The sequence below is a fragment of the Stappia albiluteola genome, assembly GCF_014050225.1.
Classification (GTDB): Bacteria; Pseudomonadota; Alphaproteobacteria; order Rhizobiales; family Stappiaceae; genus Hongsoonwoonella; species Hongsoonwoonella albiluteola.
Genome location: NZ_JACFXV010000061.1, coordinates 67,996 through 83,096 on the forward strand (window position 1 = coordinate 67,996; position 15,101 = coordinate 83,096).

General features: G+C 63.0%; 15 protein-coding genes. 11 read left to right on the forward strand and 4 right to left on the reverse strand.

The window, feature by feature from the left end:
- Nucleotides 1-83 precede the first annotated feature (83 nt).
- Nucleotides 84-296, reverse strand: a complete 213-nt coding sequence (locus H2509_RS14330; protein WP_182166405.1) for a cold-shock protein — start codon at nt 294-296, stop codon at nt 84-86.
- Between the two features lie 402 nt (nt 297-698).
- On the opposite strand from H2509_RS14330, the gene H2509_RS14335 reads away from it, so the two are divergent.
- Nucleotides 699-1,025 carry a BA14K family protein gene (locus H2509_RS14335; protein ID WP_235974960.1) on the forward strand — a complete coding sequence of 109 codons (327 nt, stop codon included), beginning with the start codon at nt 699-701 and terminating at the stop codon, nt 1,023-1,025.
- A gap of 55 nt (nt 1,026-1,080) precedes the next feature.
- Here the strand turns inward: H2509_RS14335 and H2509_RS14340 are convergent, their stop codons facing one another.
- Nucleotides 1,081-2,298 carry a TIGR03862 family flavoprotein gene (locus H2509_RS14340; protein ID WP_182166409.1) on the reverse strand — a complete coding sequence of 406 codons (1,218 nt, stop codon included), beginning with the start codon at nt 2,296-2,298 and terminating at the stop codon, nt 1,081-1,083.
- Between the two features lie 257 nt (nt 2,299-2,555).
- Here H2509_RS14340 and H2509_RS14345 point away from each other — a divergent pair, with 257 nt between their 5' ends.
- Both H2509_RS14345 and H2509_RS14350 read left to right on the forward strand, forming a co-directional pair.
- The gene (locus H2509_RS14345) at nt 2,556-3,542 is read left to right on the forward strand and encodes a response regulator (RefSeq protein WP_182166411.1); all 987 of its coding nucleotides are present in this window, start codon (nt 2,556-2,558) and stop codon (nt 3,540-3,542) included.
- A 373-nt stretch (nt 3,543-3,915) separates the two neighbouring features.
- Nucleotides 3,916-5,355 carry an ATP-binding protein gene (locus tag H2509_RS14350; RefSeq protein ID WP_182166413.1) on the forward strand — a complete coding sequence of 480 codons (1,440 nt, stop codon included), beginning with the start codon at nt 3,916-3,918 and terminating at the stop codon, nt 5,353-5,355.
- Here H2509_RS14350 and H2509_RS14355 read toward each other — a convergent pair.
- Nucleotides 5,323-6,132 (reverse strand): glycosyltransferase family 2 protein, encoded by an 810-nt coding sequence (locus H2509_RS14355; protein WP_182166415.1) that lies wholly within the window; start codon nt 6,130-6,132, stop codon nt 5,323-5,325. The genes H2509_RS14350 and H2509_RS14355 overlap by 33 nt on opposite strands.
- A gap of 173 nt (nt 6,133-6,305) precedes the next feature.
- Between H2509_RS14355 and H2509_RS14360 the strand changes: the two genes are divergently transcribed.
- Both H2509_RS14360 and H2509_RS14365 read left to right on the forward strand, forming a co-directional pair.
- Nucleotides 6,306-7,103, forward strand: a complete 798-nt coding sequence (locus H2509_RS14360) for a hydroxypyruvate isomerase family protein (RefSeq protein ID WP_182166417.1) — start codon at nt 6,306-6,308, stop codon at nt 7,101-7,103.
- 135 nt (nt 7,104-7,238) lie between these two features.
- Nucleotides 7,239-8,405 (forward strand): acetyl-CoA acetyltransferase, encoded by a 1,167-nt coding sequence (locus H2509_RS14365; protein WP_182166419.1) that lies wholly within the window; start codon nt 7,239-7,241, stop codon nt 8,403-8,405.
- Nucleotides 8,406-8,477: 72 nt separating this feature from the next.
- Here H2509_RS14365 and H2509_RS14370 read toward each other — a convergent pair whose 3' ends face one another.
- A complete protein-coding gene (locus H2509_RS14370) occupies nt 8,478-8,915 on the reverse strand; it encodes an FKBP-type peptidyl-prolyl cis-trans isomerase (RefSeq protein WP_182166421.1) in 438 nt (145 codons plus the stop codon).
- Nucleotides 8,916-9,359: 444 nt separating this feature from the next.
- Here H2509_RS14370 and cysG point away from each other — a divergent pair, with 444 nt between their 5' ends.
- The 6 genes from cysG to H2509_RS14400 all read left to right on the forward strand — a co-directional run bounded on the left by cysG (nt 9,360) and on the right by H2509_RS14400 (nt 14,991).
- Nucleotides 9,360-10,817 (forward strand): siroheme synthase CysG, encoded by a 1,458-nt coding sequence (gene cysG / locus H2509_RS14375; RefSeq protein ID WP_182166423.1) that lies wholly within the window; start codon nt 9,360-9,362, stop codon nt 10,815-10,817.
- A gap of 11 nt (nt 10,818-10,828) precedes the next feature.
- The gene (locus H2509_RS14380; RefSeq protein WP_182166425.1) at nt 10,829-11,134 is read left to right on the forward strand and encodes a DUF2849 domain-containing protein; all 306 of its coding nucleotides are present in this window, start codon (nt 10,829-10,831) and stop codon (nt 11,132-11,134) included.
- 24 nt (nt 11,135-11,158) lie between these two features.
- Nucleotides 11,159-12,814, forward strand: coding sequence for a nitrite/sulfite reductase (locus tag H2509_RS14385; protein ID WP_182166427.1), 1,656 nt, complete (start codon nt 11,159-11,161; stop codon nt 12,812-12,814).
- Nucleotides 12,801-13,559: a phosphoadenylyl-sulfate reductase gene (locus H2509_RS14390; protein WP_182166429.1), complete on the forward strand. Its 759-nt coding sequence runs from the start codon at nt 12,801-12,803 to the stop codon at nt 13,557-13,559. Before H2509_RS14385 ends, H2509_RS14390 begins: the two co-directional genes overlap by 14 nt.
- A gap of 2 nt (nt 13,560-13,561) precedes the next feature.
- Entirely contained in the window at nt 13,562-14,101 is a 540-nt protein-coding gene (locus tag H2509_RS14395) for a DUF934 domain-containing protein (protein WP_182166431.1), read from the forward strand.
- 77 nt (nt 14,102-14,178) lie between these two features.
- Nucleotides 14,179-14,991 carry a ferredoxin--NADP reductase gene (locus tag H2509_RS14400; RefSeq protein WP_182166433.1) on the forward strand — a complete coding sequence of 271 codons (813 nt, stop codon included), beginning with the start codon at nt 14,179-14,181 and terminating at the stop codon, nt 14,989-14,991.
- Nucleotides 14,992-15,101: the final 110 nt, after the last annotated feature.

A 15,101-nucleotide genomic window follows, 5' to 3' on the forward strand; every position in this document is an offset into this window, starting at 1 on the left:
CCGAAAGGTGGCGGGAATGAAAAACGCCGCCGAAGGGATCCGGCGGCGAAACTTGCGTATCAGGCGATGTCGCCCGAAGTCACTTAGGCGAGCTGCAGCTCGGCAGCCTGCGGACCGCGGCCGCGACGGTCTTCTTCCGCAACATAGGAAAGCGTGGTGCCTTCCGGCGGAACGGCGAGGCCGGAGCGCTCGAAAGCAGTGATGTGAACGAAAATGTCCTTGCCGCCTTCGCTCGGCGTGATGAAGCCGAACCCACGATCGTGGTTGAAGAACTTAAGGGTGCCTGTCTGGCGCATGGGAAACTCCTGTCCCGCTGGTCTAAAGGTATGCAAGCGCACGGATAGCGCGTTTGCTTGCACGAGCGTGTCATTCAGAAGCGGGAAAGGCAGTTCGTATCAGCATTTCCTCGCCGACCCGGCGGTAGGATGGAGCCGTTTGTAACTTTCTTAACCGGGGTTCGAATTCGCAAGCCCGTAGTCTGCCGGAGGGTCGTCCGGCGGGCCGTACTTTAAGGGCTGGCAGGGCGAATCGCAACCGCTCCCGTAATGGAGGAGCATCGCAGCGGTTTTCCGCCATCCCGTGATACCCGTCACATCAACATGGCGTGGCATTGCCTATCTTCTGACCATCGGCGGTCGAAATATCCGGCCGTCAGGAAATCCAGTCAGAGGGGAATGAAAATGTTCAGGAAAGCTGCCATGTCCGGTCTGGCCGTTGCGCTGGTTGCCGGTGCCGTCATCACCACCGCATCTGCTCCGGCGGAGGCGAAGAAGTGGTATAACACGCCTGGAGCAGCGGCGGCCGGCGGCTTCGTTGCCGGTGCACTGGTCGGCTCCGCCCTTTCCCAGCCGCGCTACTACTACGAACCGGCACCCGTCTACGTGGAGCCTGCCCCGGTCTACTACGCCCGTCCGGCGCCCTGGACCCCTGCCTGGTACCAATATTGTTCGGCCCGCTACCAGACCTTCAATCCGAATACCGGATATTATTTCTACCGTCCGGGCCAGGCGCGCTTCTGCCGCTGACCGGTCGTTGACTGCGACAAAACCCCCGGTTCCTCCCACCGGGGGTTTTGTCGTTTCAGGCCCTTGCGATCCATTTTTCGATACCGCGGGCCGCGGCGATGCCGGTGGCGAAACAGGCCTGCAGCAGGTAGCCGCCGGTCGGGGCCTCCCAATCGAGCATTTCCCCGGCAACGAAGACGCCTGGCCGGCGCAGCAGCATGAAATCCTCGTCGATCTCGTTGAAGCGGATGCCGCCTGCGCTTGAGATGGCCCGGTCGATCGGCGCTGTCCCCGTCAGCGTCACGAGCATCGCCTTGATTCGGCGCGCGAGAATACCGGCGTCCTGTGGCAATGGCCCGGCCTCGCGCAGCAGCCCTATGGCGACCGGCGCAAGGCCGGCCTTCTTCCTCAGGAAAGTGCTTGCCGTTTGACGTCCGCGAGGGGCTGCGAGGCGTTTGGCAAGTTCCGCCTCGGAAACATCCGGCCTCAGGTCGATGGACAGGTCCGCCGATCGCCGATCGCCAATTGCATCGCGCAATTCTGCGGACAGCGCATAGATGGCTCCGCCTTCAAGCCCGTTCGCGGTGATCATCGCTTCGCCCATGATGCGCTGCCCGCCGAAGGTGATGGCGATCCGCTTCAGGGGCGTGCCGGCGAAGCGGCCGGCGAAAACAGGGGACCAGGAGGCGAGAAAGCCGCTATTGGCGGGGCGGAAGGGGGCTATGTCGATGCCCAGTGCCCGGAAAGGCCCGCTCCAGGATGCATCCGAACCAAGACGCGCCCAGCTTGCCCCGCCCAGTGCAAAGAGGCTCGCCAGGGGGTTTCCAGTCGTCTTCTTGCCATCCGGAGTGGCAAAGGCGAGGCCGCCGTCTTCGCTGAATCCGATCCAGCGATGGCGCGTGAAGAGCCTTGCGCCGTTCTCCTGCAGGCGTCTCAAGAGGGCGCGCAGCAGGGGCGAGGCTTTCAGCGACATCGGAAAGACGCGACCACTGGTGCCGACGAAAGTGTCTTCGCCGAGCTCCCCGCAGAATGCGCGCAAGGCGTCGGCATCGAAGGCCTCGATTGCCGGAGCAAGGTTCGGTCGCGCTTCCCGGTAGCGCGCAAGGAAAGCCTCTTTCGGCTCGCTATGGGTGAGGTTCAGCCCGCCACGGCCAGCCATCAGGAATTTGCGAGCCGGGGAAGGCATTTGTTCGTAGATGTCCACGCCGTGACCGTCGCGGCTGAGCCGGTCGGCGGCGATCAAGGCGGCCGGTCCCGCGCCGATGATTGCGATTCGCGAGGCGGTTTCGCTCATGCCGGCAGCGTATCCCTTGATGCGGCGGAGACAGGCGCCGCACCCCCGTGCGGCAAGACCCTGCTCTATAGCGCCGGCATTTGCGGTTGTCACCGCGGGCGATGCCGCGCGTCGCCCGACGCATTAACCAAAGCCTAAGCAAGGTGACCGAAGCTTGGCTTCGTTAAGCGCGTGTATGAATTTCCCCTGCCACCCTTGCCTGTAGCAATCGTTGGGCGGGCGCACCGCTTGCCGGCGTCGACAGAGGGATGGCACAGATGCGGCCCAGGATCATGTTCGTGGATGACGAGGTGCGGATCCTGACCGCCCTGCAGCGTCACCTTGCCGCGACCGGCGTCAAATGGGAGCTGCATTTCGAAAGCGACCCGCGTGTGGCGCTGGAAACGGCAATCCGTGAAAGGCCGGACGTCGTCGTCTGCGACATGCGCATGCCGGTGATGGACGGTATCTCCCTGCTCGCCGCGATGCGAGACGGCGGCGTCCACGCCTCCGCGATCATGCTGACCGGTTCGAACGAGCTTGCGGTGGCGACCGCCGCAATCAACGAGGCGGGCGTATTCCGGTTCTTCACCAAGCCCTGTCCGCCCGAGGCCCTGGTCAAGGGCATCAAGGAGGCACTCGAACACCGCGAACAGGCGCGTGCCGCAAGCTCCGGGGAGGCGGAATTCAAGCCCTTCGAGCTGGTGACGGCAGGTGTCTTCGTGATCGATGGCGAGGCGCATGTGGACTATGCCAATCCGGCGGCGCTCGAGATGATGCTCACTGGAAACAGCGTGCGAACGGTCGGCGACGGACGCCTGCGACTGTCCGGGGAGACCGGAAAGCCGATCGACCTGGAGCCCCTCATCCGGGATCTTTTGGAAAGTGGCGGCGAAACCCAGTTCGGCCTGGCCCGCAAGGAGGCGATCCATCCCTTTTCGGTGACGATGCGCCGGTTCGACGACCGCGACAAGATCGTCGTCATCATGACCGATCCGCAACGTGTCGATCCGCCATCCGCAAGCGTGATCGGGCAGGTGCTGAGGCTGACGCGGAGCGAGGCGGCCCTTGTGCGCCAGCTTGCCCTCGGTCTCAGCGTCACGGAGGCGGCGGAGGCTTGCGAACTTTCCGTCCAGTCGGCGCGCACTTACCTGAAGCGGATCTACCAGAAGACCAGAACGAACCGTCAGTCGGACCTGATGCGTCTGGTCTACAGCGCCTTCCCGAGCCATCTTGCGCTACGCGGACCGGGCGGCGACGCCTGACGAGGCGTCGTAATTCTACGTATTCTTGCTTAAGAAAAAGAAAAGGCGCGCTGCGGGGGGCGGCGCGCCTTATTCGGTGCTTGGGGGTGCTGTCATTGACGGGTTAAGCGTAACTGCCGGAACCGGATGGGGGTGGTTGCCTTGGCAGGGAAGCGCCATGTCCCTTCGAAATCTGTTATTTCACAGCCGGGATCTTGTCCAAATCCCACTTTTGGGACAGGGGCCTGCACAGCTGAGATTAACATTAACAGAACGTTGCGAACGGATATCGCGAGCGGAGAAATTCGCCCATTCGTTCGAATTTTAAGCATTTGCCCAAGGGAATTGAAATTGCCGCCGCCTAGTCTTCCCCGCATCGGGCGCAGAGGGCGAGATGGCGGCAACGTCGGGCAGAATAGTCAGCATTCACGGACAGCACTTTCCGCCGCTGATCAGGCACAGCGACTTTCGCCAATCGGATGCAAGGCCGGCCGGTCATGCCGCGCCGCGCGCGTCGGCGGCGATCGTGGCTCCGCCTCGCGAGGAAGCGGATATCCTGGCGCAGCTTCTGTGCCGCTTGACCCAGGAAGAAGGGCCGCAGGGCTTCGCCGAAGCGGTCGCGCGCGACATTGCCGCCGCGTTTCCGCCGGCAACCTGCTTTCTCGTGCTGAAGCGCGTGTCCGGCTATCTGGTGGAAGCCATAAGCCGGCAGGATGCCGTGGTGTTCGAAGCGGACCTGAGCGGCTTGCTGTCTTCCTTGAGCAATGAGCCTCTCGAAGTGATTGAAGATCTCTCCCTTCTTTCCTTCTGGAACGAGCGGGAAGGCGGGATTTCGCGGATCGGCAGGACCGCCTTTGCCAGCTCCCATCTGGTGGACGGGGAGACGAGCATCGTCCTGTGCCTATGGCCGGAGGGATGCCGCCCTTCGGAGCGGGATGCGCGCCTTTTTCGCGTCATGGCGCAGGCGGGACACGAGGCGACGCTTCGGCTGAAAAGCGAGCGCGAGCGCAATTTCCAAATGGCCAAGTTCCGCCAGGGGCAGAAGCTCGAGGCACTGGGACAACTCGCCAGCAGCATCGCTCACGAGATCAACACGCCGGTGCAGTTCGTCACCGACAACCTCACCTTCCTGCGTGATATCCTGCCCGACCTCATGGCGCGCGCTTCCGGCGGGGGCGTTTCCGGCGATGAGCGTGTGGAAGCGCTCCTGAAGGAAGCGCCGGACGCGATCCAGGACGCGATTGCCGGTATGGAGCAGATCGCGAGGATCGTACGCACCATGCGCGGGGTCAGCCATCCGGGCATGCGCGAGGTCATATCCTGCGATGTCAATGCAGCGCTGGAAAATGCGGCGACCCTGTGCCGGGGCGACCTGAAGCAGGTGGCCGATGTCTATCTCGATCTCGACCGGTCCTTGCCATCTATCGAGGCGCTTGCCGGTGAGCTCGACCAGGTCTGGCTCAACCTGATCGTGAACGCATTGCATGCGCTGCGCAAATCGGAAGCGGTCGCGCTGGGCGGGCGCGGCTTTCTGACCTTGCGGACGCGGCACGAATATCGCGACACGATCATCGTGGAAGTGGAAGACAGCGGTTGCGGCATAGAATCCGCGATCGTCGACCGCATCTTCGATCCATTCTTCACCACCAAGGACGTGGGCGAAGGTACCGGGCAAGGTCTTGCGATCGTTCGCGACATCATTGTCAATCGCCATGGCGGGCGGATCGACGTCATCTCGACCCCGGGCGAGGGAAGCTGCTTTACGATCGTGCTTCCGGTGAAGAAGGGGCTCGATCCGGCCTCAGACATCCTTGGCAGGAGGCCGGCCGCCTGAATTCGCGCGGCCCAGGTCCGCCTCATAGGCTTTTGCGACCCTCAGGAAGCGCGAATAGGCGTAGTTCACCGCAATCACCAATCCCCACCAGCCATAAAGGGCATAGCGGCGGGCGACATAAGCCTTGAAAAACGCGAACGGAAATTCGCTCAGCAGTCGCCAGCGCGGCAGGTTTCGCCCGCGAGCCCCGAGATCCGCCACCTGCATGGTCGAATAGCGGTTCATCTTTTCCAGCTGAAATTCGATGGAGCGGATAGAGCGGTGCTCCATGGCGCCTTTCAACATCGCAAGGCGCGCGCCGGCTTCGGGACGTACGGTGTCATGCACCGTCGAATCCGAGAAGCGGCCCTTCCCTCGATCATAAAGACGGATCTGGATGTAGCCGTAGGCCCAGGGCGCGGGAGCCGATTCATGGGCGAAAATGTCCTTGATCGCCACCTGCCAGCAGTCCGCGCGGTTGATCTCTTGGCTATCGAAAAGCCGGCGGATTTCCTCTGCAAGCGCGGGCGTCACCGCTTCGTCGGCGTCCAGGTTCAGCAGCCAGTCATTGCGGCACTGCTCCTCGGCGAAGCGCTTTTGCGGTCCGTAGCCCGGCCAGTCGTTATGGACCACCCGCGCGCCACGCGCTTGGGCAACGGCCGGCGTGCCGTCGGTGGAGCCGCTGTCGACGACGATCACCTCGTCGACCAGATCGATCACGCTATCGATGGCGCGGCCGATACGATCTGCCTCGTCGCGGGCAATGATGAAGGCTGAGACAGGCAGGGTTGCGGTCATCGGGTGCGCTTCGGCCCTTTCGGTTCCATTGGGCGGCTGCAGGCGTTGCTTGTCGGGTTTACGGGCAAATGTGCCGGTTTTTCAAGCGCCTTGCCGCCAGGCGATGCCTGCTCGGCTTGGTTATCGGGCCTGCTTCCGCTACTCTTTGGGCAAGGGCAGGGGGAGGAGCAGGCGTGTTACAGCTGACGGCCAACATATCGCTACTTTTCACGGAGATGCCGTTTCTCGACCGCTTCGCCGCAGCAAGGGCTGCAGGATTTGACTGCGTCGAGTGCCATTTCCCCTATGAACACTCGATCGAGACGCTCGCAGAGACACTGGAGAAGGCCCAGGTCAAGCTGACCGGTATCAATACTCAACCGGGCGACATGGCGAAAGGCGAGTTCGGCACGGCGGCGGTCCCCGGTCAGGAGGCGGCTTTCGAGGAGCATTTCCAGCAGGCGCTTTCCTATGCTCAGGCGCTCGGCGTGCCGATGATCCACGTAATGGCGGGTGTGGTGCAGGACGCCGACCGCGAGGCTGCCGAGGACGCCTTCGTCGCCAACCTCTCCCGGGCGGCGGAGAAGGCGCAGGCCTCCGGCATCACCCTGCTGATAGAACCGTTGAACGGTCGGGATCGGCCGCATTACTTCCTTCGTTCGGTGGAGCAGGCATCGTCGATCATCGACCGGGTAGGTTCGAAGGCGGTGAAGATCCTGTTCGACGTCTATCATGTCCAGATATTGCAGGGGGACATCGTCACGCGCCTCGATGCCCATTGGCACAATATCGGCCACATCCAGATCGCCGCCGTACCGGACCGCGGCGAGCCGGATGCCGGCGAAATCAACTATCCCTATGTCATCGAGCACATTCATTCGAATGGCTATCGCGGCCTCATCGGCGCAGAATACAAGCCAAGAACCACAACGGAGCAGGGGTTGGCCTGGGCCTGGGCCTACGGATTGGGGCGCACAGGCAATCCGGAATGAGAATAATAAATTGAAAGTTATGGTGAATATCGATTCCGTTGACGTGCAAGTAAATAAAGCGCTTGCGCGCGGGCCTTGTTGGTGGAACGATCCGCGCCAAATCTTCCGGGAAACGCTTCTGCAGGAGTGGAACCAATGACAGCGGCCATAATCGGCTGGGCGCATACGCCCTTCGGCAAGCATTCGGACGAGACCGTCGAAAGCCTTATCATCGGCGTGGCGCGCGACGCGATTGCCGATGCGGGTCTCGAGCCTGCCGATATCGACGAGATCGTGCTCGGCCATTTCAACGCGGGCTTTTCCGCACAGGATTTCACGGCGTCGCTGGTTCTGCAGGCCGACCCGGCGCTGCGCTTCAAGAAAGCGACGCGGGTGGAAAATGCCTGCGCCACGGGGTCGGCGGCGGTCCATCAGGGCGTGCGTGCCATTTCCTCCGGCGAGGCGCGTCATGTGCTCGTCGTCGGCGTCGAGCAGATGACCACGACGCCCGGGCCCGAGATCGGCAAGAATTTGCTGAAAGCTTCCTATCTGCCCGAAGACGGCGATACTCCGGCCGGATTTGCCGGCGTGTTCGGCAAGATCGCCCATGGCTATTTCCAGAAATACGGCGACCAGTCGGACGCGTTGGCGAAGATCGCCGCCAAGAACCACAAGAACGGCGTCAACAATCCTTATGCGCAGATGCGCAAGGATTTGGGTTTCGATTTCTGCCGTGCGGAAAGCGAGAAGAATCCCTTCGTCGCCGGGCCGCTGAAGCGCACCGATTGCTCGCTCGTGTCCGATGGCGCCGCCGCGCTCGTCTTGTCCGACATTCCTTCCGCGCTTGGCCGCCGCAAGGCGGTCGCCTTCCGCTCCCTGGCGCATGTGCAGGATTTCCTGCCGATGTCCAAGCGGGATATCCTGCGGTTCGAGGGCTGCGGCGAAGCGTGGAAGCGTGCGCTTGCACGGGCGGGAGCGACGCTCGACAATCTTTCCTTCGTCGAGACGCATGACTGCTTCACCATCGCCGAACTCATCGAGTATGAGGCAATGGGCCTTGCGCCCGAGGGCGAGGGTGCGCGGGCGATTCTGGAGGGCTGGACCGAGATGGACGGCAAGTTGCCGGTCAATCCTTCCGGCGGCCTGAAGGCAAAGGGCCATCCGATCGGTGCAACCGGCGTTTCAATGCACGTGCTGTCGGCCATGCAGTTGACCGGGCAGGCCGGCGACATCCAGGTGAAGGGGGCCGAACTCGGTGGCATCTTCAACATGGGCGGCGCTGCTGTCGCCAATTACGTCTCGATCCTGCAGCCGATCCGCTGAGGGCCTTCTGAAAACGCAATCGAAGCGACGGCTGTCGGGGGGGCTCCGGCAGCCGTTTTCTTTTGGGGACTGTCAGGCCGCCGTCGCGATTTCGATGAGTTCGACTTCGAAGACGAGGTCCTTGCCGGCCAGCGGATGGTTGGCGTCGAGCGTCACGGTCGTCTCGTCAGCCGCCGTGATCGTGAAAACGACGGTGCGCCCGTCGCCGCTTTCCGCCTGCAGGCGCGTGCCTATCGTGGGGACGATTTCAGGCGGCAGCAGGTTCCGGTCCACTTCCTGAACATGCTCGGCAATGTGCGGTCCGTAGGCATCTTCCGCGCTGATCATGACGTTCTTTCTGGCGCCGACGGCCATGCCGTCGATCTCGCGCTCCAGGCCGGGAATGATTTCACCTGCACCGAGCGTGAATTCCAGGGGAGAGCGGCCGACCGAGCTGTCGAACTCCGTCCCGTCGTCGAAGCGCCCCGTATAATGGATGCGCACGATATCGCCCTGCTTTGCCATGGTCATGGGCCTGACCCTTTCCTGCTGGTTCGTCGGCTTTTCGAGGGAATGCGGCCCCTGGGCCTTCTCCGTCGATCGTGCCTCACTGTTACCCGACCGGTCTGCCGGTCCGCGCCCCGCAACCCCCGCGAGACATGCCGTTGGTAGATGTCCAAATATGGGCATGAAACGGAACTTGAGCAAATTTGCGGCTTGATTGGAATGATTTTGCTTAACGCGTCGTCGAACTTCGAGAGTTTCGCTATAGCCATTGCTCTATTTGCCGGCGCGTGGGGAATAGGATTGCTTTGATGCGTGAATTGCTGGAATCGCATGGCGTCCTGCTCCCGGCCGCGGGAAGTGGAATTCTTTTCTCCCGATAGCTTAGGCATTGAAACGCCATGCCCGGAATTCCGGGCGCTCAATCGCTATTTCTTGTGGCGTCAGTGGATAAGCCACGCGGAGTGCGCCATGCGGTTCGGCAAGGCAGGTCAGCAAAAGGACAATGACGGCAAGCTTGCCGTGTTCCCGGCCTTTCAGAAGGTCGAGGGGCGGCGCGTGCTTGTTGTCGGCTCCGGCGATGAAGCGGCGGCCAAGGTCCGGTTGCTTTCTCAGACCTCCGCGCTGATTGAGGTCGTCGCCGAAGACTTGAACGCCGCTCTTGCCCAGGCAATCGAAAATGCGGGCGCCCGCCACATCGCCGGGGTCTTCCGTGACGAGCATGCACACGGCGCGGCACTCGTATTCGCGGCGAGCGGCGATGCCGAGCTTGACCGGCAGGTGGTTGCCGCCGCGCGACGCTTCGGCGTGCCGGCCAATGCGGTGGATCGGCCCGAGCTTTGTGATTTCTACGTTGGAGCGCTCGTCAACCGTGCGCCCGTCGCCGTTGCCATAACCTCGACAGGCGTCGGCCCGGTGCTTGCCCGCCATATCCGTGCGCGGATAGAGGCCATGTTGCCGCGAGAGACCGGCGATCTTGCCCGCCTCGCCGAAAGCTTCCGCGAAACGGTGGCGCGGGTGATTTCCGGGGGTGCCGAGCGCCGCCGTTTCTGGGCGCGTTTCTTTTCCGGCCCGGTCGCCGACAATGTCCAGGCCGGGCGGATCGACGTAGCCCGCTCCGAGGCGCAGCGGCTGTTGAATGGCTCGAGCGACGAGGCGGGGTTCGTATGGCTGGTCGGCGCCGGTCCGGGTGCGGAAGACCTGCTGACGCTTCGCGCGCAGCGTCTCCTGCAGGAAGCCGACGTGATCGTCCACGATGCGCTGGTGCCGGAGGCCGTGATCGCCATGGGCAGGCGGGATGCGCGGCGCATTGCTGTCGGCAAGCGCAAGGGTGCGCATTCCGTTTCCCAGGCCGAAATCAACGGCATCCTGGTGAGTGAGGCGTCCAGAGGCGCGCGCGTGGTGCGTCTGAAATCCGGCGACCCCCTGATTTTTGGTCGCGCGGGCGAGGAACTGACGGCGCTGCGCGAGGCCGGCATCGGCTGCGAGGTGGTGCCGGGCGTCACCGCCGCGGCGGCAGCCGCCGCAAGTGCCCGCATCCCACTCACCCTGCGCGGCGTTGCCTCGCAGATCGTCTTCGCCACCGGTCACGACTGGCGCGGCGAGACGCTGCCGACATGGGCAGGCCTTGCGCTGAAGGGCGCCACGGTCGCCGTCTATATGGGCCGCAGCGTTGCCGGCAAGGTTGCCGACCGTCTGATCGATGCCGGGCTTGCCGGCTCGACTCCTGTCGCGGCAGTCGAGAATGCCAGCCAGCCTGGCGAAACCGTGCTTGCGGGAACCCTGCGGGAGCTTTCCAGACTCGAGGGAAGCGAAGGTGCGGATGATCCCGTTCTCATCATCATCGGCGAGGTTGTCGCAAAGGGGGTGCTGGAAGGCGCCCGGCCGCTGACATCCATCGACCAGTCCTGTTCCGTTTATGCCGCATGAGGTTTCCGTTCATGAAGCTCGTTACTGCCAATCGTTTGTCCGACGGTGAAGTGGTCTGGCTCGGTGCCGCCGGGCGCTGGGTCGAGACGCTCTTCGAAGCGCGCTTGCTGGAAAGCCGCGAGGAAGAAGCGGCCGCGCTTGCCGAGGCCGACGCCTCGGTGGCTCGTCAGGAAGTCGTCGAGCCCTACGCCATCGACGTCATCCGCGAGGAAGGGCACCTGAAGCCGGTTCGCTTCCGCGAGCAGATCCGCGCCGCCGGCCCGACCATTCGCCTTGATCTCGGCAAGCAGGCCCGCCGGCAGGAAAGCGCTGCCTGATCGGCGGCTGAAGGAGTTTTTCGCATGTACCGCTACGATGAGTTCGACCGCGAATTCGTTGACGCCCGCGTCGCCCAGTTCAGCGACCAGGTGCGCCGCCGGCTTTCCGGAGAGCTGACGGAAGACCAGTTCAAGCCGCTTCGTCTGATGAACGGCCTCTACCTGCAACTGCATGCCTATATGCTGCGGGTCGCCATACCCTATGGCACGCTGAATTCCCGCCAGATGCGAAAGCTGGCGGAGATCGCCCGCAAGTACGACCGCGGCTACGGCCATTTCACCACGCGGCAGAACGTGCAGTTCAACTGGCCGCGCCTCGACGAGACGCCGGCGATCCTGAACGAACTGGCCGAAGTCGAGATGCATGCGATCCAGACTTCGGGCAATTGCATTCGCAATGTGACCGCCGACCACTTTGCCGGCGCTGCCGCCGACGAAATCGCGGATCCGCGCGTCTACGCGGAAATCCTGCGCCAGTGGTCGTCACTCCATCCGGAATTCTCGTTCCTGCCGCGCAAGTTCAAGATCGCGATCACCGGCGCGCCGCACGATCGTGCAGCCGTGCAGGTGCATGACATCGGTCTGCAGCTCGTGCGCAATGAGGCGGGCGAGACAGGTTTCACCGTCTTTGTCGGCGGCGGTCTTGGCCGCACGCCGATGATCGGCCGCAAGGTACGCGACTTCCTGCCCGAGGCCGACCTGCTCGCCTATTCGGAGGCGATCCTGCGCGTCTACAATCTCTATGGACGGCGCGACAACAAGTACAAGGCCCGCATCAAGATCCTGGTGCACGAGACCGGCATCGAGGAATTGAAGGCGGATATCGAGCGCGAGTTCGAGGCCATCCGCCACGGCATTCTCACCCTGCCGAAGGAGGAGGTCGACCGGATCGAGGCCTATTTCGCCGCTCCGGAGTTCGCCGCGCCCGGTGACGAGGCGCTGTTTGACGCCGCGCTGGAGACGGTGCCGGGCTTCGCGAATTTCGCGGCGCGCAATCTCAACGCGCACCGTCAGGCGGGTTATGTCTCCGTGACCATCTCGCTGAAGCCGATCGGCGGTGCTCCGGGCGATGCCACGGCCGAGCAGATGGAAGTCGTGGCCGATCTTGCCGCGCGGTATGGCCATGACGAGATCCGCGTGAGCCATGAGCAGAATCTCGTGCTGCCGCATGTGCGCAAGGCAGACGTACCGGCAATCTACAAGGTTCTGGCGGAAAACGGCCTGGCGGAGGCCAACGCCGGACTGGTCACCGACATCATCGCCTGCCCGGGGATGGATTATTGCGCGCTTGCCACGGCGCGGTCGATCCCGGTCGCCCAGCGCATTTCCGAACGGTTCGGGGCGAGCGAGCGCCAGCAGCAGATCGGCGACCTGAAGATCAAGATCTCGGGCTGCATCAATGCCTGCGGCCATCACCATGTCGGCCATATCGGCATTCTCGGCGTGGAGAAGAAGGGCAAGGAATACTACCAGATCACGCTCGGTGGTTCGGCTGACGAGAGCAGCTCGATCGGCGAGATCATCGGCCCGGGCTTTTCCTACGAGGAAGTCGTCGATGCGGTCGAGAACCTTGTCGACACCTATGTGAACATCCGCGACGGCGAAGGCGAGACCTTCCTGGAGACCTATCGGCGCGTGGGCGAGACCCCTTTCAAGGAGGCGCTCTATGGGACGCAATGAAGCAACGCTGCTCGCCCTCGATCCCGTCGAGGCCGTTGCCGCGGAAGCCCGCGCGCTCGACGCCCAGTATGGCGGGGCAGGCGCCACGGATATCCTGAAGGCTGCGCTCGATCTCTATGATGGGCGGATCGCCCTCGTCTCCTCCTTTGGAGCGGATTCGGTGACGCTGCTGCATCTTCTGTCGGAGGTGGACCGCAATGTGCCGGTGATCTTCGTCGACACGAAGAAGCATTTCGGCGAGACCCTGCGCTATCGCGACGAGGTTGCGCGCCGTCTGGGGCTCACGAATATCCGGTCGGTAACGCCGGAAGCGGAAGACGTGCTTGCGGCGGATGCCGACGGCGCCCTCTGGCTGCGGGACAACGACCGCTGCTGCCATATCCGCAAGGTGCTGCCGCTGGCGCGCGCCTTGAAGGGGTATGATGCCTGGATTTCCGGGCGCAAACGCTTCCAGAGCGCCGAACGATCGGATATTCCGGTCTTCGAGCCCGAAGACGGCCGCATCAAGGTCAATCCCCTGGCATCCTGGACGGCACAGGACATCATTGCCCATATGCAGGAGCATGATCTTCCCCGTCATCCCCTGGTGGCCCAGGGCTATCCGTCGATCGGCTGCATGCCGTGCACGGACAAGGTGGCTGACGGCGAGGATCCGCGCGCGGGCCGCTGGCGCGGCAAGGACAAGACGGAATGCGGCATCCATTTCGCCTTGCCGGGTGAGAACGAGGACGGAGCGGGAATCTGAAGATGGCTGATACAATCTACAGAAACGGCGCCTTCGAAGCGGATTCCTGGCTGAAGGTTGCCGACGACGAAGCACTTCCGGCTGAAGGCCAGGTGCTGTTGTCGCTGGAGCGGTTCCTGTCGATCGCAGACGAGAATGCCGAGGGCCTTCGGGTCGGCGTCGTGTTGAAGGCAGGCGAGCGGGCGCAGGCGCTGGAAGGAAGGCTCGAGGCGGTCGCGCTGATCGCCATCGAATTCCCGAAATTCTCGGACGGGCGAGGTTATTCCTCAGCCCGCCTGCTGCGGGAGAAACACGGATATCAAGGTGAGTTGCGTGCCATCGGCGACGTGCTCCTCGATCAGATCCCTTTCATGATCCGCTGTGGTATCGACAGCTTCGAGGTGGTGAACGAGCCGACCCGACGTGCGCTTGTCGAGGGCCATTCGGTCGAGGTTCCCGTTTATCTGCAGCCCGTCGGAAGAGCCGATGAGGTGCCGCTTGGCACCCGTCCCTGGGCGCGCCGGCATGTCGCAGCCCAAAGGGTGGGCCAGCAGGCCGATTGATCGTATTATACCCCCGGCTTGATAGGTGACGCTGAAGCGGTCACTTGCCGGGCCTCGGGCAATTCTGGATGAGCGTAATGAACGTGTTGAGCAGAGCCGACCAGTTGGCCAGCGTCGTGCCGGCCGGAACATTCATCGAGACGGTAACCTCGGTGAAACACTACACCGACCGCCTCTTCAAGTTCCGCATCACGCGCCCGGCGAGCTTCCGCTTCCGTTCCGGCGAGTTCGTGATGATCGGACTGATGATCGGCGACAAGCCGATCTTCCGCGCCTATTCGATCGCCAGCCCTTCCTGGGATGAGGAGCTTGAGTTCTTCTCCATCAAGGTGCCGGATGGTCCACTGACCCAGCACCTGCAGAAGATCAAGGTCGGCGACGCGATCCTGATGAAGAAGAAGCCGACGGGCACGCTGGTCAATGATGCGCTGGTCCCCGGCAAGCGGCTCTACATGTTCTCCACCGGCACGGGTGTGGCGCCGTTTGCCAGCATCATCCGCGACCCGGAGACGTACGAGAAGTTCGAGGATGTCATCCTCACGCAGACCTGCCGCGATGTAGCGGAACTGCAGTATGCCAAGGATCTGGTCGAGGAGACGAAGAACGATCCGCTGATCGGCGAATTCGCTGCCGAGAAGCTGCGGCTCTTCACCTCCGCGACGCGCGAGGACTATCCCGTCAAGGGGCGGATCACGACGCTGATCGAGAATGGGGAGCTTTTCCGTCATCTCGACGTGCCGCCGCTCGATCCGGCGACGGACCGCGCGATGATCTGCGGTTCGATGGCGATGTTGAAGGACACCAAGGCGCTGCTTGAAGCTCGCGGCTTCAACGAAGGCGCCAATAACAAGCCTGCCGAATTCGTCGTGGAGCGCGCTTTCGTCGATTGATCGGAAGGCGAGCGCGAAGGTGTCATGGAGGCTCGTGCCGTTGAGGTGCGGGCCTCTTTCGGTTTGCGGTGCCGGTGCTTGACCCGGGGCGCATCCGCGCTTCCTTTGCA

What these genes read in the sequence shown, in the direction of transcription:
- H2509_RS14350 (WP_182166413.1), top strand. Translation starts at nt 3,916, where the DNA reads ATGGCGGCAACGTCGGGCAGAATAGTCAGCATTCACGGACAGCACTTT.
- H2509_RS14345 (WP_182166411.1), top strand. Translation starts at nt 2,556, where the DNA reads ATGCGGCCCAGGATCATGTTCGTGGATGACGAGGTGCGGATCCTGACC.
- H2509_RS14355 (WP_182166415.1), bottom strand. Translation starts at nt 6,132, where the DNA reads ATGACCGCAACCCTGCCTGTCTCAGCCTTCATCATTGCCCGCGACGAG.
- cysG (WP_182166423.1), top strand. Translation starts at nt 9,360, where the DNA reads ATGCGGTTCGGCAAGGCAGGTCAGCAAAAGGACAATGACGGCAAGCTT.
- H2509_RS14395 (WP_182166431.1), top strand. Translation starts at nt 13,562, where the DNA reads ATGGCTGATACAATCTACAGAAACGGCGCCTTCGAAGCGGATTCCTGG.
- H2509_RS14385 (WP_182166427.1), top strand. Translation starts at nt 11,159, where the DNA reads ATGTACCGCTACGATGAGTTCGACCGCGAATTCGTTGACGCCCGCGTC.
- H2509_RS14330 (WP_182166405.1), bottom strand. Translation starts at nt 296, where the DNA reads ATGCGCCAGACAGGCACCCTTAAGTTCTTCAACCACGATCGTGGGTTC.
- H2509_RS14365 (WP_182166419.1), top strand. Translation starts at nt 7,239, where the DNA reads ATGACAGCGGCCATAATCGGCTGGGCGCATACGCCCTTCGGCAAGCAT.
- H2509_RS14380 (WP_182166425.1), top strand. Translation starts at nt 10,829, where the DNA reads ATGAAGCTCGTTACTGCCAATCGTTTGTCCGACGGTGAAGTGGTCTGG.
- H2509_RS14390 (WP_182166429.1), top strand. Translation starts at nt 12,801, where the DNA reads ATGGGACGCAATGAAGCAACGCTGCTCGCCCTCGATCCCGTCGAGGCC.
- H2509_RS14400 (WP_182166433.1), top strand. Translation starts at nt 14,179, where the DNA reads ATGAACGTGTTGAGCAGAGCCGACCAGTTGGCCAGCGTCGTGCCGGCC.
- H2509_RS14370 (WP_182166421.1), bottom strand. Translation starts at nt 8,915, where the DNA reads ATGACCATGGCAAAGCAGGGCGATATCGTGCGCATCCATTATACGGGG.
- H2509_RS14335 (WP_235974960.1), top strand. Translation starts at nt 699, where the DNA reads ATGTCCGGTCTGGCCGTTGCGCTGGTTGCCGGTGCCGTCATCACCACC.
- H2509_RS14340 (WP_182166409.1), bottom strand. Translation starts at nt 2,298, where the DNA reads ATGAGCGAAACCGCCTCGCGAATCGCAATCATCGGCGCGGGACCGGCC.